Genomic DNA, 22,442 nt, shown 5'->3' with positions numbered 1-22,442 from the left:
CCCGGTGGCAGAGATGCCATCGGGCTGTTTTCATTTACGCCTTGAGGGGCAAGTGTTTAAAGATTGGTCGCCTGAAAACTCACCTGGCGCCAGATGCCATGAAGGCATGACCACACTTGTGTCGTGACAACATCCATTTCCCGCCGCTCGCCGCTGCTGCGCAACTCAATGTCCTGCACCAACCTGCCCGTGGCGACGGCAAGTTCGCCATAAACACGCACGTCAAGGTTCTTGCGCTCGACCCGTAAAAACGTTATCCCCTCGCGAACCAACTTGAGGTAGGCGGCTTTATCGTCGGTTTGGCCGGTGGCGTGGATGTGTACCAATTGATCGTCAACCAGATCACTCAATTGAACCAGGTCGCCCTCTACTAATGCGCGGCACCGCAAGTTCTCACGGTTGATAATTGCGTCAACGGCCTGCTGATTACTCATTGATATCTCCTGACTGAATTTTTCACACTGGACGTGAACAAGCAGAAAGCCGCAAGCCAATAACTTGCGGCCCACTGCAACGGGTTAGTAATCGTTATATGACTATTGATCTGCAGCACAGTCGATCAAATCGGAAACGCGAACTGAAACCACACCCGGTCACCCTCTGGACGATTCTCTACGTCAAACTCATGCTGCCACTTCAACGCCACCGCAACGCCCGGACTTATTGTGTAGCGTACTTGCGGGCCAATTGAGGCGCTCTGCCCGCGGAATCCATCCAGCACGGTAGAGCCGTTGATTTTGTCATCCGTAAACTGCCTAGAGTAATAGCCCTGCACACCCACTTGCCATTTCTCATTGAGCGAATAGCCCGCCATCCAATCGAAGGTGGCGGAATTACCGGACCGATAGTCGGTTTTGTGGTTTTCGGCGTTAATCTCGGCAGTCAGCCCGGTAGAAACCTCCACATTGGCGGTCGGAAACCAGGTGTTCTGCCAGCTGGGCATCCAGGTGTAATGATTGAGCCCGGTGTTGGCGACGCTATTCTTGTTGTATTCCCCGGTAGGCAACAGCACATCAAAGGGCGCAAAAAAACCAAAAACACTGTGTTGTTCGTTGGTGTACCCCAAGAACAGCGTGTGCAGGATCATGTCACCCTGTGCGGTGTTATGTTGATGATTACCGGCAATGGCATTATTCACATTGACCAGAGGCACAACCAAACCTGAGGCTGCCACAAACGGCCCGATGGGAGTTTCCCAGGTATGCACAATCCTTGAAGCGTTCACGACAACTTCCGCCCGAAAAGCCGGTATTGAGCTATCGCCATTCTTATCGTTGAATTGCCCGGCATGATAAACCTGAAAATAATCGTAGTAATAAGTCTGTCCCGGCGCTGGAAGTACGCCATTCAATACTGTGTTAACACCGATCGGATAACTGGTTTGGCCATTTTCGCTCGCATAAATTGCAGTCGAAGAATTAAGCGCTATTGCCGCAATCGCACCGATTGCAGCCTTTGATTTGCACATAACGTATTTACCTTTTGTTTTTATTCTAATAAGTCGTGCTTGGGATACAGTCGAAGCCTGATCTGATAACGCTTGAACACTTTGCGCAGGCAGGGCGTGGCCAACCCGCGCAAAGAGTTGCCGGGCGCTTTAGGCTGATGGTTCGTGGTGCACGATGTTTTCGATGCTGCCGATCTCGTCGATCTCTACTCGTACCCGGTCTCCCGCACGCAAAAAACGCGGCGGCTTGAAGCCAACACCGACACCCCCTGGCGTACCCGAGAAAATTACATCGCCCGGCTCAAGCGTCATGACCTTCGAAAGATGCTCGATCTGCTGGTAGCAATCGAAAATCAACTGGTGGGTGTTCGAGTCCTGGCGCTTCTCGTCATTGACGAAGCAGCGAATACCCAGTTGATGAGGATCTTCGATCTCATCGGCGGTCACGATCCAGGGGCCGAACGGCGCGTGGGTATCGAATGACTTGCCCAGGACAAATTGCGAAGTACGCAGTTGCCAGTCACGAACACTGACATCGTTGCCCACGCTATAGCCGAAGATCGCTTGCTTCGCGGTTTGCTCCGTCAGGTGACGGCAGCGCTTGCCCACAATGAAGACCATCTCGGCTTCGTAATCGAGTGCTTCGGAGACTTTCGGCAGATCCAGCGGCGCGTAGGGTCCGTTGGCACTTGTTGGCATCTTGGCAAACCACAATTGATCAGCCGGCATCTCCATACCGGATTCCTCGACATGGTCGGCGTAGTTCAGGCCGATACCGAGAATCTTCCCGGGCCGAGGGACCGGCGCCAGCAGCGTAACCTGGTCAAGCGCAATGCTCGCCGCACCGCTGTTTGTCAGTTGCTGTAATGACTCGCGCCATTCTTCCCAAGCGGAGATCAGTTCGATCATCGTCTTCGGCGCCGATTTCAGGTAATCCGCGACAGGAATGACGCTATTGCCCACAACCAATCCGATCGCCGGCGCGTTATTGCCGATTTGAAAACTACACAGTTTCATGGTGCTTACCTCTTCTGGGGGCCCAGCGATTGACCGGTAGCGCAAGTGCCGAGCGCGCAAAGCTGCGCGTCGCTGGCACCTTCGCGCCACAGCGCGACGAGGGCATCGGCATCGAACTCGACGCCGATGGGGTTATCGGCGAACGCCTGGGTATGGAAGAACGCGGCCGCATCGTTGTGATCGGGGTAGTTGTCGACTTGCAGCTCAATGTTGTTGCCTTCCGGATCGCTGTAATACAGCGAGGTGGTTGGCCCATGGTTGATGGTCCAGACCGGCAGAATGCCCAAGGGTTTGAGCCGCTCGTACGTGCTGAGCAGTTCGCCAATCACGCGATAGCTGTAGGCAATGTGGTGTAACCCGGCGATATCGATAGTCTTGCCGGGCAAGTGCGGGCTATTGAAAAAAGCCAGGCGGTGATGCTCATCGTCGTAGGCGAGGAAGGTCAGCACTTGATCCTCGAACACCAGTTCCGCCTGGAACAACTGACGGTACCAATCGACCATCTTCTGGCGGTCAGTGCATTGAAAGACCACGTGGGCCATTTTGAATGGGACGATCCGCTCATTCGTGGAGGTGATGCTGTCTTCGCGTTGCAATGCAGTCATTTTCGTTCTCCTTGTTTTTGTCATAACGATTCAGATCGAGACACGACGGAAGTCCGCCAGCAAACTCACCAGGTGGGCGAGGAACCTGCCGGCCTCGGCTCCGTCCACTGCGCGGTGATCCCATGAAAGCGACAGCGGCAATTGCAGTCGCGGCTGGAACGACGAGCCGTCCCACGTCGGTTGCATCGAAGCTTTACCGACACCGAGAATCGCCACCTCAGGCGCATTGATAATTGGGGTGAAGTGCCCTCCACCGATGCCACCCAGCGAAGACACCGTGAAGCAGCCGCCACGCATCTGGTCTCCCGACAGCTTGCCTTCACGGGCCAGACGCGAGAGCTCGGCCATTTCAGCGGCGATCGCTGCGATGCCCTTGCGATCGGCATCGCGAATCACCGGTACCACCAGACCGTTAGGCGTGTCGGCGGCGAAGCCGATGTGGAAGTACTGTTTCTGCACGATGTCGTCACCCTCAAGGCTGACGTTGAACTGCGTAAACCGTTGCAATGCAGCAACGCTCGCCTTGATCAGAAACGCCAGCAAGGTGATCTTGGCGTCTCCAGCCTTCGCCTCTTGATTGATCTGAACGCGCAATGCTTCGAGGTCAGTGATATCGCTCTGGCTGTGGTTGGTGACGTGCGGAATGCTCACCCAGTTGCGATGCAGGTTGGCTGCTGAGAGGCGCTTGATCCGCGATGCTTGACGACGCTCGATCGGCCCGAACTTGGCGAAGTCGACATCCGGCCACGGCAACAGATTGAGGCCGGAACCCGACCCGTTCGTGGGCAGGAGACTGGCGCGTTGCGCTTTCACAAATGCCTTTACGTCATCACGCTGAATGCGTCCGCTGGGGCAACTGGCCTTCACTTCATCCAGATCAACACCCAGTTCGCGAGCGAACTTACGGACGGCGGGACCCGCCAGGGCCATAGAAGCCGTGCGAGTTTTTTCGACTTCGGGTGCTTCTGCTTGAGTCGTGCTCCGGGCCGGCGCTGGCTCCACCGCGACAGCTGCGGAAATGGCCGCAGGAACCGGCGCGGCTGCTTCCACTGCAGTGGGAGATACCTGCGGAGAAACCACCGCGGAATCGGCGAAATCAACATGCGCGATCACGCTGCCTTTAGAAACGCAATCGCCCGGTTTGATCAGCACCTCACGAATCGTGCAATCGCGAGTGCTCGGGACATCCATCACTGCCTTGTCGGACTCAAGGGTAATCAATGCCTGCTCAACCGTGACCTTGTCTCCCGGTTTGATCAGCACTTCGATCACGGGCAGGTCCTGGAAGTCGCCAATGTCGGGAACCATGAGTTGTTGCATAGTCAGTCTCCTCGTTCGCGGAATCAGCAGTTCCAGGGGGCGTCATGGGCGACATCGATGCCGTAGCGTGCACGGGCATCAGCTGCTTTCTGCGGGTCAATCGCAGCCAGCGCGGCGACGGCGATGTGTTGGCGATCCATTTCAAAGAAGCGACGAAGGGAAGGACGCGTGTCGCTACGGCCAAAGCCGTCTGTACCCAGCGCGGTGTAAGGCGCCTGGATGTACGGAGCGATCAATTGCGCATAACCGCGCACATAGTCAGTGGCCGCCACGACCGGCGTGTCCCCCGCCAGGCACTGTTGGACGTAACTCTGTTCGCTTGCTTGCCCGCCGAACAGTGCGTTGCGCTCGACCTCCCGCGCGTCACGCGCCAACTCGGAGAAACTGGTGACACTCCAGATTTCACTGGTGACGCTCCAATCCTCGGCGAGCAGTTCAGCGGCGGCGATCACCTCGCGTGCAATCGAGCCTGAGCCCAGCAGTCGCACTGCGGGTGCTGCACGCTCGTCACCGCGCTGGCCGAAACGACGCATGCCTTTGATCACGGCCTCGTGGTCGATTTCAGTCAGTGGCGCCTGAACATAGTTTTCGTTGGTGACCGTCAGGTAATAGAACTCATCGTGTTGCTCTTCGAGCATCCGTCGGCTGCCATGATCGATGATGACGGCCACTTCGCTGGCGAACGCCGGGTCATAGGCACGGCAATTCGGCACGGTGGAAGCAATCAGTTGGCTGGTGCCGTCCTGGTGCTGCAAACCTTCACCGGACAAGGTGGTACGGCCCGCGGTTGCGCCCACCAGGAAGCCGCGTGCACGCTGATCCGCCGCAGCCCAGATCAGGTCACCGATACGTTGAAAACCGAACATCGAGTAATAGATGTAGAACGGCAGCATGGTGACGCCGTTGACGCTATAGGACGTTGCAGCGGCCACCCAGGAAGAGATCGCCCCCGCTTCGGTGATGCCCTCCTCCAAAAGCTGGCCATCCCGGGACTCTTTGTAATACAGCATCGCCCCGGCATCTTCCGGCTCGTACAACTGGCCCGCTGGCGAATAGATGCCGATCTGCCGGAACAGGTTTGCCATGCCAAAGGTGCGCGCCTCATCGGCAACAATCGGCACAATTTTTGGACCCAGTTGCTTGTCCTTGAGCAGGTTGGTGAACAGCCGAACAACCGCTGTCGTGGTCGAGGTTTCGCGATCGTCCGGCGTCAGGGCGAACTGCGCATAACTGGCCAGCGCAGGTACGGGCAGCGGTTCTGCACGCGTTTGGCGACGAGGCAGATAACCACCCAGCTCAGTCCGGCGAGCATGCAAATAGCGCATTTCCGCGCTGTCTTCGGCCGGTTTAAAGAAGCGCATCTCTTCCAGCGCTGCGTCGTCCAGCGGAATCGCGAAGCGGTCGCGGAACGCCTTGAGCGCTTCGACGTCGAGCTTTTTCTGCACGTGGGAGGTGTTGCGCGACTCGCCGGCCAGCCCCATGCCATAACCTTTTTTGGTCTTGGCGAGGATCACCGTAGGCTGGCCCTTGAGTTGTTTTGCGGCTGCAAAGGCTGCGTAGAGTTTGCGGAAGTCGTGGCCGCCGCGGCGCAGTCCGTCGATTTCCTGAGGCGTCATGTGCGACACCAGCGCCTGCAACTCTGGATCGAGGTCGAAGAAGTGCTCCATGTTGTAAGCGCCGTCGTTGGCACCCAGGGTCTGGTATTGACCGTCCACGGTGTGGGCGAAGCGACGCAGCAATACGTGATTGCGGTCGCGAGCGAACAGCGCGTCCCAATCGGAACCCCATACCACTTTGATGACGTTCCAGCCTGCGCCCTTGAACAGCGATTCCAGCTCTTGAATGATCTGACCGTTGCCGCGCACGGGACCGTCGAGGCGCTGCAGGTTGCAGTTGACGATGAAGGTCAAATTGTCGAGGTTTTCCCTCGCGGCAAGCGACAGTGCGGCAATGGATTCGGGTTCGTCCATCTCGCCGTCGCCGAAAACACCCCAGACGTGGCGCTTGGAAGTGTCGGCGATACCGCGATGCTCTAGGTAGCGCAGGAAACGCGCCTGGTAGATCGAACTGATCGGGCCGATACCCATTGAGCCCGTCGGGAACTGCCAGAAGTCCGGCATCAGCCAGGGATGCGGGTAGGAGCAGAGCCCTCCTCCGTCCACTTCCTGGCGGTAACTGGCCAACTGCGATTCTTCAAGATGACCTTCAAGAAACGCTCGGGCATAGACACCGGGCGCCGAGTGCGGCTGAAAGTAGACCAGGTCGCCTTTGGCGTCGCCGTTGTCGGCCTGGAAAAAATGATTGAAGCCCATCTCGAAAATTTCAGCCGCCGAGGCATAGCTGGCGATATGGCCACCCAACTCACCGTAAGCCTTGTTGGCACGGGCAACCATCGCCAAGGCGTTCCAGCGAATGATCGAGGTGATGCGCTCCTCCATCGCCAGATCACCGGGAAACGCCGGTTGTTTATCCAGACCGATGCTGTTCTGGTACTGCGAATACGGATGAGCGGCGCGCCTCACGCCCAAATGGCTGGCGTGTTCTTCCAGACGTTGCAGGAGAAAATCGACGCGTTCGCCGCCGGCGCTGCCGGCAATGCTTTCGAGCGCGTCAAGCCACTCGAGGGTTTCCTGTTTATCGATGTCATTGTCTGTTTTCACAGGCAGATCGCGGGTGTTGGCGGTCATGGCAAATCACTCGTTTACATTTATTCGGCATGAACGGGTCCACGGCATTTCACTGGGGAAATGCCGAACGCACTGTTCAAGCATCAGTTCGATTCAGGTGGCGGGATCACCAACCGTCGATGCAACTACCACTCCATTCCACGCTGGGAGCGCGAGCGTGCATCTGGTGATAACGGCCACCAAAAAACAGCAATGGCTTGCGCTGGGCGCCCACCCGGATGTGTTCGATTTCACCGATGTAGAGCAAGTGATCGCCCGCCGGGTGAACATCGACGGTGCGTGCCACCAGGTGCACGAGACTTCCGTCCAGAAGCGGTGTGTCTTCGTGATAGACGTAAGGCAGATCGGCCCCCTCCTCTGGACGACCGCCGAAATGGCCGCTCAACCAGCGTTGGCTTTCGGCAAGGAAGTTGACGCCGTATCGCACATCTTCCCTGACAAACTGGTTGAAGCTTGAGGCCTTGCGAATCGAGATCAGGATCAGCGGCGGTTCCAGCGAAACCGACATGAAGGCGTTGGCGGTCATGCCTGCCGGTTGGCCGTCAGCAACGAAGGTCACAACCGTCACACCGGTGGCGAACTGGCCCATGACCGAGCGCAGAAGTTTGGTGTCCATAAAACATGTTCCTCAGCTACGTGACGGTGCTTACACCAGGGGCGTGACAGTGTTTTCCACACCCAGTAGCGCCTTGCCGTATAACTCGTTACCGACGGCAGGTAGTGCTACGGCATGACGCGCCGCGGTGTTGGAATCACGCCACCAGCGTTGCATCGGACTGGCCTCGGAAAAGCTCCCGGCACCGTGTGCGGACAACAGAATGTTGATCGCGTCGGTGATCAGCGTGTTGACATAGCCGACGTCGGCGCGAATTCGAGCGCGTGTTACCAAGTCCAGTTTGATGCCCTGGCGCGCAGCTTCGTCCATCTCATCGGTAGAGCGGAAGGCTCGCAGGTGCGCTGTATCGATCTTCAATGCGGCTTCCGCGATTTGCGTCTGGAAAACCACCGAATCGGTTTGCTTCTCAAAGGAGGTGTAAGCCACGGCACGACGCGATGCATTGTCGATGACGTACTTCAAGGCTGCGCGGCCCAAGCCCAGTTGCGGGCCGTTGAGGATCAACGACGCAAAGGGTACGAACAGACCGCGATACGCCACTTCGTCTTTGAACTCGGTCGCGTATTGGCCTTCGATCGCATCGCCCATGTGCAGCAATCGATGATCAGGCACGAAGACCTCATCGGCCACGATGCAGTTACTGCCCGAAGCACGCATCCCGGCGGTGAACCAGGTGTCTTCGATGGTGTAATCGGCTTCAGGCATGAGCGCCAGATACTGTGCGACGACTGTACCGTTGGCATCACGCTCTTCAGCTCCGACTACAGCCCAATCGGCGTGCAGACTGCCTGACGAGGAATACCATTTGCCCGAGACGATCAAACCGCCCTCTACCCGCCGAGTAGTTGGTGAAGCGTTGAAAACGCCGGCGACGCGGGCATCCGGGTCGGCACCGAATACTTCGTTCTGCGCCTGCTCCGAGAACAGGCTGGTGAACCAGGCACATACGTTCGTCAGTGCAACGACCCAGGCAGTACCGCCACAGGCTTCGCCTAGCGCGGCCGAGATTTCCAGGTGGGCACGCAGAGAACCTTCATAGCCGCCATAACGTTTTGGAACCATCAAGCGGAACAGCCCGGCCTCACGGATTGCTTCGATATTTTCATCGCAGGTGCGACGTTCCTTTTCGCACGCCACGGTGTTTTTCCTCAGCAATGGCTGCAATGCCTCGGCGCGCTTGATCAGTTCCTGCAGGCTCGGCATTGCCGCGATTGGAGTGATGGAAATGGCGGTCTTGTAAGTCGCTTCTGTGTTCATACCAACCTCAAATCTCATAATGAACTAAATTGTCATTTATAAATTTCGGGTGAGCGAATACCCCAGCGAGCAGCGTTTGCTCGGCCGGAAGCGGTTCTGGACACCCGTTCGGGGGCTACAGCGTCAGAACTTTTTTGCTTGCGTTGGGATACAGAGGATCAGCGACTCTTGAAAACCGTGACGTGCCAGTTCGAGCGAGCGCAAGGGGAAGTGGGATGAGGTCGTGCCGGAGGGTAGGAAGGGTTGAACATTTTTCGTCTCCTATTATTTTTATGACGATATTGTCATTACGACAATTGAGTTCAATGTAGGACAGGATATGTGTTCGTGCAAGGTGTTTTTAGACAAATTTGTCATTCTTAAAAAAAAGCTTTAGTTTGTCATTCTGACGACATGTCATTCGCTAGAGGTTCTACAGTGCCAACATCAGAAACCGCAGCCCCTGTGGCCGATCATCGCCCGGTCGTCGCCAAGAAAAAACGCCAGGCCATGCGCAGCAAATTGCTTGATGCAGCGATGCGCGTGTTCGCTGCGAGCGGTGTTTCACCCCCGGTCATTGATGATGTCATCCGTGAAGCCAATGTTTCGCGCGGCACGTTCTATAACTATTTCGATTCGCTGGAACAGGTGCTCGTGGCTATCGGGCAGGAACTCAACAACCAGATGACCAGCGACATCCTTCCTGTCTACGACGTCCTGACCCAGCCTTGGCAGCGGGCAGCGGTGGCGTCCAGGCTGTTTCTGATACGTGCTTTGCTCGATCCGAAATGGGCGGGTTTTGTGACACGCGTTGATGCCTGGCAGCACCACACGCTCGTTGCGGAGTACATGTCCAAGGACCTTGAGAATGGCAAAGCGGTGGGCGACTTCAGGTTCGACCGGCTTGATGCCGCGACGGACTTTCTCATGGGCGCATCGGCGCATGGCATCCAGGCCATCCAGCAAGGCGTAGAAGATCCCAAGCAGTACATGGACGCCTGCGTTCGCATGACACTGGCGAGCGTGGGTTGCAGCGCCGACAGGTGCGAGGAAGGCGTCGCCTTTTCGGTGTCGTACCTCAAGTCCTGGGTCAGCGGAGAGCTGACTGCCACGCTGCCCGAATGGGCACTCAATATGAAACCGGAAACAGTTTAACGACGTTCATTCACTGACTTCGGGCGCCCTTGCGCTCGAAAAACATACTCCAGGAGCCGCTTGATGAAAGCTGCCGTAGTCCACGATTTCAATGCACCACCACGATACGATGACTTCACCCCACCCGTGGCAGAAGCTGGCGAAAACCTCATCCAGGTTAGAGCTGCTGCATTGAGTCAATTGGTTAAGGCTCAAGCATCAGGACGTCATTACAGCAGTGGTAAGACATTACCCCTGGTTCCAGGGGTGGATGGCGTCGGATTACTGCCCAATGGGCGACGTGTGTATTTCGCGTTCCCACGAAAACTGTTTGGCTCAATGGCTGAGACCAGTGTTGTGCAACTGGACAACTGCGTAGAGATCCCCGATGGAGTGGATGATGTCACTGCAGCGGCTATCGGCAATCCAGGCATGTCCTCATGGGCAGCGCTCCTCGATCGGGCAAGATTTGTTCCCGGCGAAAACGTGCTGATCAACGGCGCGACGGGCGTTTCCGGACGCCTGGCGATCCAGATTGCAAAACACTTGGGCGCCGCGAAGGTGATAGTTACAGGGCGCAATGCCCGTAGTGTCGAGGGATTGGCTGCCTTGGGCGCGGACATCATGATTCCTCTCGATGCACCTGCAGATCAGTTGCAGGATTCATTCCGAGAAGCCCTGCACACGCACAAGGTCAACGTGGTGCTCGATTATCTGTGGGGGCCCTCTGCCGAGTGTTTGCTACAAGCCGCGGCCGGGCATGGCAGTCACTCGGGCGAGCCGCGAATTCGCTACGTCCAAATTGGCTCATTGACTGGCAACAACATCAGCCTGCCAGGTTCGCTGCTGCGCAGTTCCGGCCTGGAACTGATGGGCAGCGGCTTGGGGAGTGTCTCCAATGCCGGGCTCGTGCGGGCTGTGGGTGGTGTCTTGCGCTCGATCGAAAGCGCCGGGCTTTCGATTAGCACGCAAGCGGTAGCGCTGCAGGATGTTGAACACGCCTGGTCGCAAGAGGATTCAGCACGGTTGGTGTTTACTGTCTGACGGCCTGGCATTCAATGGACAGCATCTTCGCTAGCAAACTCTCCAGCCTCGACACTTCCTCTGATGTGAGGCATTCGGTGAATTCGTTCATGGCATCAACCTCCATCGTGGGGAGCGCCGTACTCATGGCCTCCCCTTCGCTGGTCAGCGCGAGGCGAACCTGGCGCCGGTCTTGATCGTCCGGGGTACGAACGATCAAGCCTTTGCGCTCAAGCCGATCCAGCATTCGAGTCATACAGGCGCTGTGGATGGACAAGTGTCGGCACAATGCGACCGCCGTGTCGTCCCCACGACGAATAATCCTCAGCACTTTGAGTTGCGATGCAGTGATGCCGAGCGGCGCCAGATGCCGATCCAGCAGCCGATCTTTCAGTGCGGCAGTTCGCCCAAGCAGTATCCCGAGGTGGGCTGATTTGAAACTGTCGGCAGAAAAGTAATCCATGCATTTCCCTCCTCGATACGTCGTCAAATCGTCATGCCATATCGCGCCACACTGGTTGATCAGCGTCTTCCCTACGGAACCAGAATCTTTTGAATCGCAGGCGCGATAATCCTGACCATTTCTTCCGGCTCCGCGGCAACCAGAACGGGCACGCCAATGATTCGCCGTCCAACGACCATGCCGACGAGCAAGGAGGCGGCAATGCCGGACCGCAGCGTAGCTTCAGCCCCTGGGTGTTCGTTGGTGCCCGTGATCAGTCGCGATTGAATGAAGCCGCGTAACTGCTCGCGCGCCTGTTCGTTGACGAAGGCTCCGCGCAGCGTCGCCATCAAGGGTTCAGACTCCTCGGCAATCCCCTCCCATGCATTGAGAAAAGCGCGAACCACCCTTTCACCCAGGTGTTCGTCCGGGCCTTCATAGAGCGCGTCAAACCGCTGCAACGCAGACGACGGGATGGCCATCACCGCCGCAAAGAGTTCGTCCTTGGAGCGGAAGAATTGCATGACCTGAGCCGCGTCAACCCCAGCATCAGCGGCCACTTGCCGGATTGTCGTGCCGGCAAAACCGTCACTGGCGAAGCGCGCTCGCGCTGCGTCAAGCACCGTCTGCCGCGTGCTATTAGGCCCTGGCCGCCGCCCACGGCGCGTCGTGGAAGTGGGTTCTTTGCTCATCGTCATTCCTTATTTATTTCGACATATTACACATATCAACACGTGTTGAATTAATTCGCCGACCGCCGTACCTTACTGCAATCGGTCCCGTAATCAAAAACAATAAGGAGTTAGCATGAGCGACTGCCAGAAAATTTTCGTGCCGTCCCACCCGCTACCGGCGGGCAGAACCGGCCTTTTCACCGCTTTTGAGCCGGGCACCCGCACGCTCAAGGCTGGCTTCCAGGTAGCACCACCCTTCCGTCCACTGCCTGTCGACATCGTTTTCGAAAAAGACGTGGCCGTGACATTGCGCGACGGCGTGACCATCTACGTCGATGTGTTCCGTCCCGCCGGCACTGAGAAAGTGCCGGTGATCGTGGCCTGGAGCCCCTACGGCAAGGGCCAGGGTACGTCGATGAGCGTGATGGGCGTGTTCGGTTTGGTGGGGCTGAGCAACTCCGTCGTTTCGGGACTGGCAAAATTCGAGGCCCCGGACCCGGCTTACTGGTGCGCTCACGGCTATGCCATTTGCAACCCGGACATCCGTGGCGTGGTGGACTCCGAAGGCGACAGCGTGCTGTGGGACCGCCAGGACGGGCGCGACTGCCACGACCTGATCGAGTGGCTCGCCGAGCAGTCCTGGTGCACAGGCAAGGTCGGCATGAGCGGCACGTCGTACCTGGCGGTTTCGCAATGGTTCACCGCCGCCGAGCAACCCAAGCACCTGGCGGCGATCAACCCGTGGGAAGGCGTCAGTGATGTCTACCGCGACCTGGTGATGCGCGGTGGCATGCCTGACACGGGCTTCACCGCCCTACTCCAGAACGGCAGTTTTTTCGGCAAGAACCAGAAAGAAGATGTCCTGTCCGAGGCTCAGCGCTACCCACTCATGAACGAATTGTGGGCCAACAAGATCCCCGAGTTTGACCGCATTACCGTGCCTGCCTATGTGGTGGCTAGCTACTCCAATACGCTGCATACCGCGGGTACGTTCCGTGCCTGGCGTCGCCTGGCTTCGCAAGACAAATGGCTGCGCATCCACAACAGTCAGGAATGGCCTGACTACTACGATGAAGCGAACGTGGAAGATCTGCGCCGCTTCTTCGACCGCTACCTGAAAGACCAGAACAACGATTGGGAAGCCACCCCGCGCGTGCGTTATGCGGTCCATGATTTCCAGGGGGGCGACCAGGTGAATGTGCCCGCAGACGCTTTCCCTCCGAAAGAAGTGACCTCGACCAAGCTGTACCTCGATGGCGCCGCACGCATCCTGAGCAACGCTGCCCCCGTTAACGAGGTTCCGGCGATTTATGACGTCGGTGTCAATCCGGATGTGGTTTCCTTTATCACCCGTTTTGACCAGGAAACCGTGATGGTGGGCTATCCCAAAGCACACCTCTGGGTCGAGGCGCGCGGTGCCGACGACATGGACCTGTTCGTACTGATCCAGAAGCTCGACAAATACGGCTCCCCGCTACAGCAATTCACCGCGCCTAACCAGAGCGCGAGAATTCACGATCTCACCGACCACGGTGCCACCGTGCTGCGCTACAAGGGTTCGGATGGTCGCCTTCGTGTGTCGACCCGTCATCTCGATGAAACGTTATCGACCGATGACGTTCCTGCCCACAGCTTCGACCGGATAGAGAAGCTGTCGGCCGGCGAGATAGTCGAAATTGAAATCGACCTGCTCCCCCTCGGTTGGGCATTCCACCCAGGTGAACAACTGCGCTTCATCGTCAGTTCGCGAAATCTCTCCGGAACGCTGATGCCGGGCATTGTTGAGTACATCGGCGCCAACAGCGGACAGCACGTGATTCATACCGGTGGACGGTATGCCTCCTATTTGCAGCTGCCGATTATGGCGGTTTGACGGGGCCTGGCCCATTGAGCCCCTTCACCCTCATACCCATGATTTAGGAAATACTCATGAACACGTTTCCTGCACACGATCTGAGCCCAGTCTTGACCGGCGTTTTCGCCGGCCCGATAGCCGGCTTGAAGTACCAGACGCCTACGCTGTCCGGTGTCACCACTGAAAATGGCGAATTCCAGTATCGCGCCGACGAGGCCATTACCTTTCTGGTCGGCGGCATCGTTTTAGGAGCCATAGAGGCGGCGCCTCGCTTGAACCTGGCGCAGCTCGCCAATCGTGTCGACGGCAAGATCGACAAGCTGCTGGACCCGTCCGTCACGAACATGGCCCGATTCGTCCATACGCTGGATCAGGAGGGCAACATCGAGTCGGGTGTCAAAATTGCCCCTCAGGTGCATGAACTGATTCGCGCGACACCGATCAATTTCAGTCCGCCTGTGATGCCCATGGGCCAGGGTGGCGTCGTCGACTTCGCCAACGATCCTACCTTGCAGTCGATACTTGAAACGCTGAACGCCACGCCCGGTGTTTTCACGGCCAAATCCCCACGCAAGCTGTGCGATGCCGCCACCAGCCGTAACGAATTACGACGCAACATTCGCGGCATCATCAAGATGACGGATGTGCGCATTCCGTTACGCGATGGCTCATACGTGTGTGCCGACATCTTCCGCCCGGCATCGCCGGGGCGTCACCCGATCGTCATGAGCAAGGGCTTCTACGGCAAGAGCTTTTATCACGACTGCATTTGCAACGAAGCCGACGTCATCCGCAAGGAGGAGATGGAGGATCGTTACTTCTCCGGCAACCCGGACGGCGCCCAATACGAGAACCACGAGACCGTCGACACGTCGGTCTGGGTGCCAGAGGGCTATGTCTGCATCCGTGTGGACGCACGCGGTGTCTGCAAGAGCCCGGGTCTACAGGCGCCCTTCAGTGTCCAGGAAGCCGAAGACTATTACGATGCCATCGAATGGGCAGGCACTCAGCCGTGGTCCAATGGCAACGTCGGATTGTGGGGCATGTCCTACCTGGCCATGGCCCAACACAGCGTGGCCAGCCTGCAACCCTCGCACCTCAAGGCCATGATAGCGCAAGGGACCGATGCCGACATCTACAACGAGGCCCTGTATGGCGGCGGCATCTTCGGCTCCGGCTTCTGGAATTGGTGGTGGAAGATCTGGTCCGGCAACAACCACTGCGGTGAGCGCCCCGAAACCGACTGGATGGCCCGTGTGCTGGCCACGCCGTTCAACGACATCAACGCTTATGGCCCACGCGGCAGCATCTTCATGCGCCCGGACATGAGCAAATCGACTGCACCAGTCTGGATCGTTGGCCCTCAGGTGGGCGCCATCATTCATCAACTGGGCAGCAGCGAGACCTACATCCGCTCCACCGCCGCCAAGGCACGAAAGTTTGATTTTGCCGACGCCTGGTTCCCGGATTCCTACAGCAACAAGTCGATTGCCGAGCATATGCGCTACTTCGACTATTGGCTCAAGGGCATCGACAACGGTGTGATGGACGAAGCACCGGTGCGCGTGCAGGTGCGAACCGGCAACGGTGCCCACTTCGTCCTGCATGAAAACGACTGGCCGATTGCGCGAACCGAGTACCGCCGCTGGTACCTCGATGCCCGGCCTTCGGACTGGCAAAACGATGGTCGGCGCCTCAACGTCCTGCGCATCAGCGAAAACGTACCCGCAGCGCATAGCAGCGCCGAGTATGACGCGCACCTTGATCTCGGCACCCCAACGCTCGCGCCGGCAGGCTCCAGCGACGGCACGCCACGCTGGTCCACAGGCATCTCGTTTGTCAGCGAGCCCATGAGCGAGGACATGGTACTCGCCGGGTACATGAAGGTCGGTCTGTGGGTAGAGTCCAGCAGCGAGGACATGGACGTATTTGTGTCCCTGCGGGTTCTGGATGAGCACGACCGGGAGATTCGCTACGAATCGGTCGTCCTTCCAGTAGACCCGGTGCACATTCATCCGGTGGGGCATGGCTTGTTGAAGGTCTCTCGGCGCAAGCTCGATGACGAACGCTCGACCGAGTACTGGCCTGTGCATACCCACCTGGAGAAAGACTGCGCGCCACTGCAACGTGGAGAGATCGTGCCGATCGAAGTCGGGCTCAACCCGAGCACTGCGATGATCCGCAAGGGTTGCCGCCTGCTGGTTGATGTTCAGCCTTACGCGCCGGCGGGCGTACCCGTTCGTGCGTATGACAAGCACTATCACGTCGACGCCGTGAACCGCATCTACACCGGCCCAGAGTACCCAAGCTACCTGCAACTGCCGATCGTCCCCTAAGCGGCCACAGTGGTGTCCACCCAGCCAATGAGGTGGGCACCATCGGCGCCGATCAGTCAGTGGCCGTCGTACCTTCGCTGACCGGCAAGAGCATGTGCTGGATACACGGCGCAAGCATCGCCACCAGCGTCTCCTGATTGGCCGCGGCAAGCACCGGTACGCCGATGATTTGTCGCCCGGTCACCAGCCCCACGAGCATGGACAACGCCAAGCCCGCCCGAAGGCGAACTTCCGGTCCAAGCGGTTCGCTGCCTCCCGTCATTAACCTGGACTCAATGTAGTCGCGCAGATGATGACGCGCCTGTTCGTTGACCATCGCATTTCTGAGCATCGCCATCAGCGGCTCCGACTCCTCGGGCGCACCCTCCCAAGCCTGAAGAAAGGCACGCACTACGCGTTCTCCCAACTGGTCGTCCACGCCGCTGAAAACCGTGCTCAATTTCTCCAGTGCCGACTCAGGCACGTTGATCACCGCCGCAAAGAGTTCGTCTTTGGAGCGAAAGAACTGCATCACCATGGATACGTCGACACCGGCATCAGCTGCCACACGTCGCATCGTGGTCGCGGCAAAACCATCACTGGCGAAGCGAGTTCGTGCGGCATCGAGCACGGCCTGGCGACTACTGCCTGAACCCGGACGACGCCCAGGTTTGCTTTCTCGGGTTGCGGATAATGTTGATTGTTTTTTAGTCGTCATCGCGTCTGCCTACTCGATCAGAGTGTCCATTTACGGACTATAACAAATAACTCAACACGTGTTGAGTTTATGATTTGAAGGTCCTACACTCGCCTCGCTGCCCTTAACAACAAGAACAAGATGCACGACCAGAGGACCACTCCATGAGCGATACCCAACAGGCGTATCTTCCTGACCAACCGCTGTCGGCTGACAGCGTCGGGAAGGATTTCGGCAAGCTGCAAACAGGCGTTTTTTCCGGGCCGATTACCGGCCTCAAGTATCAGACCCCTACCCTCAGCGGGTTGACGAACGATAAAGGCGAATTCCAGTACCGCGAGGGCGAACGGATTGCGTTCCTGGTCGGAAACACGGCGTTGGGATCTGCCATCGGCGCACCGCGTATCAGCCTGGCAGAAATCGTCAGCCGCGTGGATGGCAACATCAACAAGTTGCTCGATGCTGGGCTGACGAACATTGCACGGTTCCTGTGCTCACTCGACCGGGATGGCAACCTGGACGGTGGCATCAGTATCGATCCCACCGTCCATGAAATTGTCGGCAAACATCGCATCAATTTCCGCCACGACATTTCCTTTGCCGGCCTGGCGTTGAACCCCGTGCTCGAGTTCGAACAAGACCCGATGATCGCAGCTCTGCTCGCCGAACTTTCGGCAGCTGACGTCTTCACCGATTGCACGCCACGTCAGCTGTGCCATGCGGCGACCGCACGCAACGAAGTGCGCCGCAATATCCTCGGTATTCAGCGTTTCAAAGACGTGAAGATTCCACTGCAAAACGGTCTGTACGTGTACGCGGACGTTTTCCGTCCGGCCAGGGAAGGCAAGTTCCCGGTCATCATGAACTGCGGTCCCTATGGTCGGGCGTTCTATCATCATTCGATCGCCGACGATGCCCAGTTTGCCGCCCATGAAGAGATGGAAGAACGCTATTTCCATGGCAATCCTGATGGGCAGGTATTCGAGAACCACGAAACCGCCAACACCGTGGATTGGGTGCCGCACGACTATGTGCTGGTGCGGGTTGATGGCCCCGGTTCGGGCAAAAATCCGGGCACACTCGCGCCCTTTGGCATAGAGACCGCCGAAGCCTTTCGTGACGCGATTGATTGGGCGGGCGAGCAGTCCTGGTCCAACGGCAATGTCGGGCTGTGGGGGATGTCGTACTACGCCATGAGCCAACACGCTGCGGCCAGTCTTGAGCCACGCCATCTCAAAGCAATGATCGCTATCGGCACCGACGTCGATCTTTACGACGAGGTGGCTTACACCGGCGGCATCCTCAACGAAGAGTTCTTCACCCATTGGTATCGGGCAGGAGTTCTGGCTGCCGTGTGCGGCGAACCCAATGCCGTCGACTTTATCGGGATGCTCAAAGAAGCCACATTCAGGGACTCCGACACCAGCGCCGCGTTCGGCCCCAGGTCAACGATTCTGATGAGTCCGGACATGAGCAAAGTGAAGGTTCCCCTCTGGGCCATTGCCTGCACCACCCACATGGCGCACTTCCACCAGCTCGGCAGCAGTGAGGCGTACCTGGCTACAAACACGGCGTCGAAGAAGATCGACTTCTGGGAGGACTGGTTTACCAAACCTTACTCACGAACCGCCATCGCCGAGCACCGGGCGTTTTTCGACCATTGGTTGAAAGGTTCCGACAACGGCATCATGGACAAACCGCCGGTGCGCCTGGAGATTCGCAGCGGCAATGGTGCCTCCTATATCCAGGAGGAACAGGAGTGGCCCATCGCACGAACGACCTATCCCCAATGGTACTTCGACGCCACGCCATCGAACTGGCCAGGCGACGAATTTCGCGATGACTTCCTGCGTCTGTCGCTAACACCACCCGCCGTCGCCGGCCAGGCGGATTATTCCGCAGAGATTCCGTTGGCGTTGCGCACGGGCATACCGCCCTGCTTTCTGCCCGTCAAACCGCCATCGGTACTGGACATCTGGAGGACGGGCATCTCGTTCATCAGCGACCCGGTGAAAGAGGACATGGTGTTTGCCGGTTATGGCAAAGCCAGGCTATGGGTGTCGTCCACGAGCGAGGACATGGACATTTTCCTGAGCCTGCGAGTGCTCGATGAGACCGGTCGCGAAGTCGACTACGCCGGCCCGACCACGATGGGCATGAACGTGCCCAACTACCCCCTCGCCAAGGGCTGGTTGAAGGTGTCGCATCGCAAGATCGATGCAGCGCGTTCGACCCATTACACGGTCAAGCACACGCACCTCAAAGCCGACCATGCACCGCTTAAAGGCGATGAAGTGGTGCCGGTTGCGATCGAGATCATTCCCAACACGGCGTTGATCCGCAAGGGATACCGCCTGCGCGTGGACATTCAGCCTTTCGATGGCGTCGATCACGGCCCCCGGCACGGCTATGACGCTACCTACCATGATGGCGCACGCAACACGATCTACACGGGACCGGATCGACCGGGTTTTATCCAGCTGCCCATTGTTCCGGCGAAGGGCTCGTAAAACACCCTGCGCTTGAACAACGCCGAATATTGATTCGATCGCCACATCGCGGACTCACTCACACAAAAGGCCGCGAGTCGAAAACTGCTGTCCAAAAACAATGAATAAAGGAGATTGCCATGACGCTCGAAGAACTCGTCGCGCGCACCGAAATTCACGATGTGCTGCTGCGCTATTGCCGTGGTCTTGACCGCATCGACATGTCACTGGTGCGGGGTGCCTTCCACAAAGACGCCTATATCCATTTTCCGGAAAGCCTTCATGTCGGCGGTGCCGAAGGATTCTTTCAGTTCCTGACGGCCGAAATGCCACGATTCAATCGCACTCAGCATTTCCTCGGTAATAGCCTGATTGAATTCGACGGCCCGGAAACCGCCTATGTCGAAACCTATCTGCAAGCGGATCATGCAGCATCGGAGCGGCATCACTGGAACGGCGATACGGTCAAGTTGTGGGCTCGGTACTTTGACCGGTTTGAACGGCGCGACGGTGTCTGGCTCATTGCCGAGCGCCGCCTGATGGTCGACTTGATGTACCGCTACCCTCAGGGTAACTGGTTCGACGATCATCCTGACGCTTCGGGCAGCCCACGCGACGGGACTGATCGGGTGCTGCGCAAAGTGGCCGGTTTCTCCGGCACCCCGATTGCACAAAAATCACTTGCAGACGCTTGATCGCAAACGCCAGAGGGGCACCGCTCCTCTGGCTCTGCTACCTGCCCTTACGCCGTAATGCCCTCCTCCCTGCAAACTAGCTTACAGCCCGCTTGCTCCCCGATTGAAAGGTGCTCAACAGCCGAAGGTGTTCCTGGGTGACCTGCTGGAGGGCGTGGATGGTTGCCTGCGCCATCGGACTTGGCATTGAGCGTGAAGGCTGCACCAGTAATAGCTCCAGCGTCAGGCCAGAGCCGGCAAACGGGTTGAGTTTGTAATCCCGTTCCGATGGATCTGCGTTGAAGTCGTGAACGAACAGCAGGCCGGGAAGAATGGCCATCCACTCGCTTTGCCGGATCAGGTCGAGCGTGGCCAGCACCGCATCGAGCTGGTAACTGGGGCCCGCCCCAGAAGGCGCGCCCAGCGGCGAGCCAATCCACTGTGCAAACTCGCGACTGTCAGGGGCCAGCAGTTTTAGCCCCGCCAACCTGTCGAGCTCAATCACCTCCCCATGTTCGAAATCGCTGGTGTGACTCTTTGACGACACCAGGAACGCAGGCGTGGCGGCAAACACCGACGTCACCAGATCCGGTGGCGGCTGCGAAATCGAAGGGATGATTGCAAAATCGAGTTCGTTGGCCCGCACCCTGTCGATCAGCATATTGCTGGGGGCATCGATCACTGCGACAGAAGCGTTGGGATTCTGCGCCATCAGGCGCAAATAGGCCGGTGCGAGCTGATAGGTCGCCAGTGTCGGCGTCAGCCCGAATCGGACCTCGCCGCAGAGGCCGCTTTCGAAGGTGTCCAGTGCCGACACCGACTTTGAATTGGCCGCCAGCACCTCCAGACAATGCCGGTAAAACAAGGTCCCCGCCTCTGTTGGCTCGACACTTTTCTGCCGGTCGAACAATTGCACGCCCAGCAACTCTTCGATCTGTTTGACGTGCTGGGATATGCCCGACTGAGTGGCGAATTCACGTGTCGCCGCGGCGGTGAAAGACCGTGTCTCATACACCGCCACAAACATTTGCATTTCCCGCAGACCGGGCAGCGAATCATTCATGGCGTAAGGCGCTCGTTAAAGGCGGAGGATTGGCTGAGGCCCGACAACGGCTCGCCATGAGCGATGCGAATCGGGATCGCATTGATCTCTTCGGTGGCCTCCCTCAACAACTCGATGAAGTTTTGGGCGGCCATGGACAAGGGCTTGCGCGCCGCCTCCACCAACAGCATATCGTCCCAAAGAATGGGATCGGCCAACGGGTTGAGGGTGAAGCGCCGACGCCGCAAATCGTCAGCGATGAAAAGTCCGGAAATGATGGCTGTCCAATGGCTGGAACGCACCAGATCCATCGCGCCCAACATGGATTCGAACCAGTTGAGCCGTTGCTCGACATGGACCTTGTGGTCGACCAGGTACTGCTCCAGCAGCGGCCGCCGACCGATGGGCAGTACCAGGTGCAAATCCTTGATGTCGCTCAGGCGAACCGGTTCGCAATGGGGCAGGTCCGAGTCGGGCGAGGACACCAGGAAAGCCGGCGTTCTTGTAAACAACGAGGTGACCAGTCCGCAGCCTCCGCCGGCTTCGTAGGACATACGCTGCGTCACAGCGAAATCCAGCATGCCGTGCCGTACCGCGGTGGCCAGCACGCTACCGGCCCCTTCCGTCAGGTGCACAGAAACGTTGGGATACGCCGCCTCGAAAGCCCTGAGCGCTCGACTGAAGACCGAGCGGGTCATTGTCGGGATCATGCCTATGCGTAGCGTGCCACCGGTCGGTTCCGCTCGGTGCCCCACCGCGTTGAATGCGCTCTCATGCAGGCGCAGCAGTTGCACGCACTGTTGGTAATAAGCATGCCCGGCCGGTGTAGGAATGACTGCCCGGTTGCGGGCAAACAACTGCACGCCCAATTGAGTTTCCAACTGCCGCACGTGCGCGGAGATGCCGGACTGCCCCAGACCTTCGCGGCTGGCGGCTATGGTGAAAGAGCCTTCCTCGTACACCGCAACAAACATGCGGATGTGCATCAGCTTCGGGAGCATGGGGTGATTATTGCTCCAGCCTAAAGAGTTCGTAGGTGATCATGCGCTGGCTGGTCTCTTATTCTTTTTGCTGCATGGATTAGAAAAATCGCACGAGGCTCGTACTCTATCCACATCGGGAATGGCTTGCCACAACGGCACTCACCGGCACCGATTTTGTGTAGGAGC

At 58.1% G+C, this 22,442-nt stretch carries 19 protein-coding genes; 6 read left to right on the top strand and 13 right to left on the bottom strand.

Annotated features, from left to right (window positions below):
• Nucleotides 1–56 precede the first annotated feature (56 nt).
• The 8 genes from ABVN21_RS09175 to ABVN21_RS09140 form a co-directional block, all read right to left on the bottom strand.
• Nucleotides 57–434: a nuclear transport factor 2 family protein gene (locus tag ABVN21_RS09175; RefSeq protein WP_339554528.1), complete on the bottom strand. Its 378-nt coding sequence runs from the start codon at nucleotides 432–434 to the stop codon at nucleotides 57–59.
• Nucleotides 435–559: 125 nt separating this feature from the next.
• Nucleotides 560–1,468, bottom strand: a complete 909-nt coding sequence (locus tag ABVN21_RS09170) for a transporter (RefSeq protein WP_339554527.1) — start codon at nucleotides 1,466–1,468, stop codon at nucleotides 560–562.
• Between the two features lie 129 nt (nucleotides 1,469–1,597).
• Nucleotides 1,598–2,464 carry a fumarylacetoacetate hydrolase family protein gene (locus ABVN21_RS09165; RefSeq protein ID WP_339554526.1) on the bottom strand — a complete coding sequence of 289 codons (867 nt, stop codon included), beginning with the start codon at nucleotides 2,462–2,464 and terminating at the stop codon, nucleotides 1,598–1,600.
• Between the two features lie 5 nt (nucleotides 2,465–2,469).
• On the bottom strand, nucleotides 2,470–3,069 hold the full coding sequence (locus tag ABVN21_RS09160; RefSeq protein ID WP_339554525.1) for a VOC family protein: 600 nt from the start codon (nucleotides 3,067–3,069) through the stop codon (nucleotides 2,470–2,472).
• A 30-nt stretch (nucleotides 3,070–3,099) separates the two neighbouring features.
• Nucleotides 3,100–4,389: a 2-oxo acid dehydrogenase subunit E2 gene (locus ABVN21_RS09155; protein WP_339554524.1), complete on the bottom strand. Its 1,290-nt coding sequence runs from the start codon at nucleotides 4,387–4,389 to the stop codon at nucleotides 3,100–3,102.
• A gap of 23 nt (nucleotides 4,390–4,412) precedes the next feature.
• Nucleotides 4,413–7,076 carry an alpha-ketoglutarate dehydrogenase gene (gene mdeB, locus ABVN21_RS09150; protein WP_339554523.1) on the bottom strand — a complete coding sequence of 888 codons (2,664 nt, stop codon included), beginning with the start codon at nucleotides 7,074–7,076 and terminating at the stop codon, nucleotides 4,413–4,415.
• A gap of 106 nt (nucleotides 7,077–7,182) precedes the next feature.
• Nucleotides 7,183–7,692 carry a flavin reductase family protein gene (locus tag ABVN21_RS09145; protein ID WP_339554522.1) on the bottom strand — a complete coding sequence of 170 codons (510 nt, stop codon included), beginning with the start codon at nucleotides 7,690–7,692 and terminating at the stop codon, nucleotides 7,183–7,185.
• A 30-nt stretch (nucleotides 7,693–7,722) separates the two neighbouring features.
• Nucleotides 7,723–8,949 carry an acyl-CoA dehydrogenase family protein gene (locus ABVN21_RS09140; protein WP_339554521.1) on the bottom strand — a complete coding sequence of 409 codons (1,227 nt, stop codon included), beginning with the start codon at nucleotides 8,947–8,949 and terminating at the stop codon, nucleotides 7,723–7,725.
• A gap of 417 nt (nucleotides 8,950–9,366) precedes the next feature.
• On the opposite strand from ABVN21_RS09140, the gene ABVN21_RS09135 reads away from it, so the two are divergent.
• Both ABVN21_RS09135 and ABVN21_RS09130 read left to right on the top strand, forming a co-directional pair.
• Nucleotides 9,367–10,083 carry a TetR/AcrR family transcriptional regulator gene (locus ABVN21_RS09135; RefSeq protein WP_339554520.1) on the top strand — a complete coding sequence of 239 codons (717 nt, stop codon included), beginning with the start codon at nucleotides 9,367–9,369 and terminating at the stop codon, nucleotides 10,081–10,083.
• Between the two features lie 63 nt (nucleotides 10,084–10,146).
• A complete protein-coding gene (locus ABVN21_RS09130; RefSeq protein ID WP_339554519.1) occupies nucleotides 10,147–11,106 on the top strand; it encodes a zinc-binding alcohol dehydrogenase family protein in 960 nt (319 codons plus the stop codon).
• Here ABVN21_RS09130 and ABVN21_RS09125 read toward each other — a convergent pair.
• Nucleotides 11,096–11,548 carry a MarR family transcriptional regulator gene (locus ABVN21_RS09125; protein ID WP_339554518.1) on the bottom strand — a complete coding sequence of 151 codons (453 nt, stop codon included), beginning with the start codon at nucleotides 11,546–11,548 and terminating at the stop codon, nucleotides 11,096–11,098. The genes ABVN21_RS09130 and ABVN21_RS09125 overlap by 11 nt on opposite strands.
• Before the next feature lie 71 nt (nucleotides 11,549–11,619).
• On the bottom strand, nucleotides 11,620–12,219 hold the full coding sequence (locus tag ABVN21_RS09120) for a TetR family transcriptional regulator (protein WP_339554517.1): 600 nt from the start codon (nucleotides 12,217–12,219) through the stop codon (nucleotides 11,620–11,622).
• A 115-nt stretch (nucleotides 12,220–12,334) separates the two neighbouring features.
• On the opposite strand from ABVN21_RS09120, the gene ABVN21_RS09115 reads away from it, so the two are divergent.
• Nucleotides 12,335–14,074: a CocE/NonD family hydrolase gene (locus tag ABVN21_RS09115; RefSeq protein WP_339554516.1), complete on the top strand. Its 1,740-nt coding sequence runs from the start codon at nucleotides 12,335–12,337 to the stop codon at nucleotides 14,072–14,074.
• Between the two features lie 56 nt (nucleotides 14,075–14,130).
• Nucleotides 14,131–16,392 carry a CocE/NonD family hydrolase gene (locus ABVN21_RS09110; RefSeq protein ID WP_339554515.1) on the top strand — a complete coding sequence of 754 codons (2,262 nt, stop codon included), beginning with the start codon at nucleotides 14,131–14,133 and terminating at the stop codon, nucleotides 16,390–16,392.
• Between the two features lie 52 nt (nucleotides 16,393–16,444).
• Here ABVN21_RS09110 and ABVN21_RS09105 read toward each other — a convergent pair whose 3' ends face one another.
• Complete coding sequence (locus ABVN21_RS09105; protein WP_339554514.1) at nucleotides 16,445–17,089, bottom strand: TetR family transcriptional regulator; 645 nt, start codon at nucleotides 17,087–17,089, stop codon at nucleotides 16,445–16,447.
• A 143-nt stretch (nucleotides 17,090–17,232) separates the two neighbouring features.
• Between ABVN21_RS09105 and ABVN21_RS09100 the strand changes: the two genes are divergently transcribed.
• Both ABVN21_RS09100 and ABVN21_RS09095 read left to right on the top strand, forming a co-directional pair.
• A complete protein-coding gene (locus ABVN21_RS09100; protein WP_339554513.1) occupies nucleotides 17,233–19,578 on the top strand; it encodes a CocE/NonD family hydrolase in 2,346 nt (781 codons plus the stop codon).
• A gap of 119 nt (nucleotides 19,579–19,697) precedes the next feature.
• On the top strand, nucleotides 19,698–20,252 hold the full coding sequence (locus ABVN21_RS09095) for a nuclear transport factor 2 family protein (RefSeq protein WP_339554512.1): 555 nt from the start codon (nucleotides 19,698–19,700) through the stop codon (nucleotides 20,250–20,252).
• Between the two features lie 76 nt (nucleotides 20,253–20,328).
• Here ABVN21_RS09095 and ABVN21_RS09090 read toward each other — a convergent pair whose 3' ends face one another.
• Both ABVN21_RS09090 and ABVN21_RS09085 read right to left on the bottom strand, forming a co-directional pair.
• Nucleotides 20,329–21,294, bottom strand: coding sequence for a LysR family transcriptional regulator (locus tag ABVN21_RS09090; protein WP_339554511.1), 966 nt, complete (start codon nucleotides 21,292–21,294; stop codon nucleotides 20,329–20,331).
• On the bottom strand, nucleotides 21,291–22,274 hold the full coding sequence (locus ABVN21_RS09085) for a LysR family transcriptional regulator (protein ID WP_339554510.1): 984 nt from the start codon (nucleotides 22,272–22,274) through the stop codon (nucleotides 21,291–21,293). The genes ABVN21_RS09090 and ABVN21_RS09085 overlap by 4 nt, the downstream gene beginning before the upstream one ends.
• Nucleotides 22,275–22,442 lie beyond the last annotated feature (168 nt).

The organism is Pseudomonas sp. MYb327, from assembly GCF_040438925.1.
Lineage (GTDB): Bacteria > Pseudomonadota > Gammaproteobacteria > Pseudomonadales > Pseudomonadaceae > Aquipseudomonas.
The sequence above is the reverse complement of the archived record's forward strand: the minus strand, read 5'-3'. Positions and strand labels throughout refer to the sequence as shown.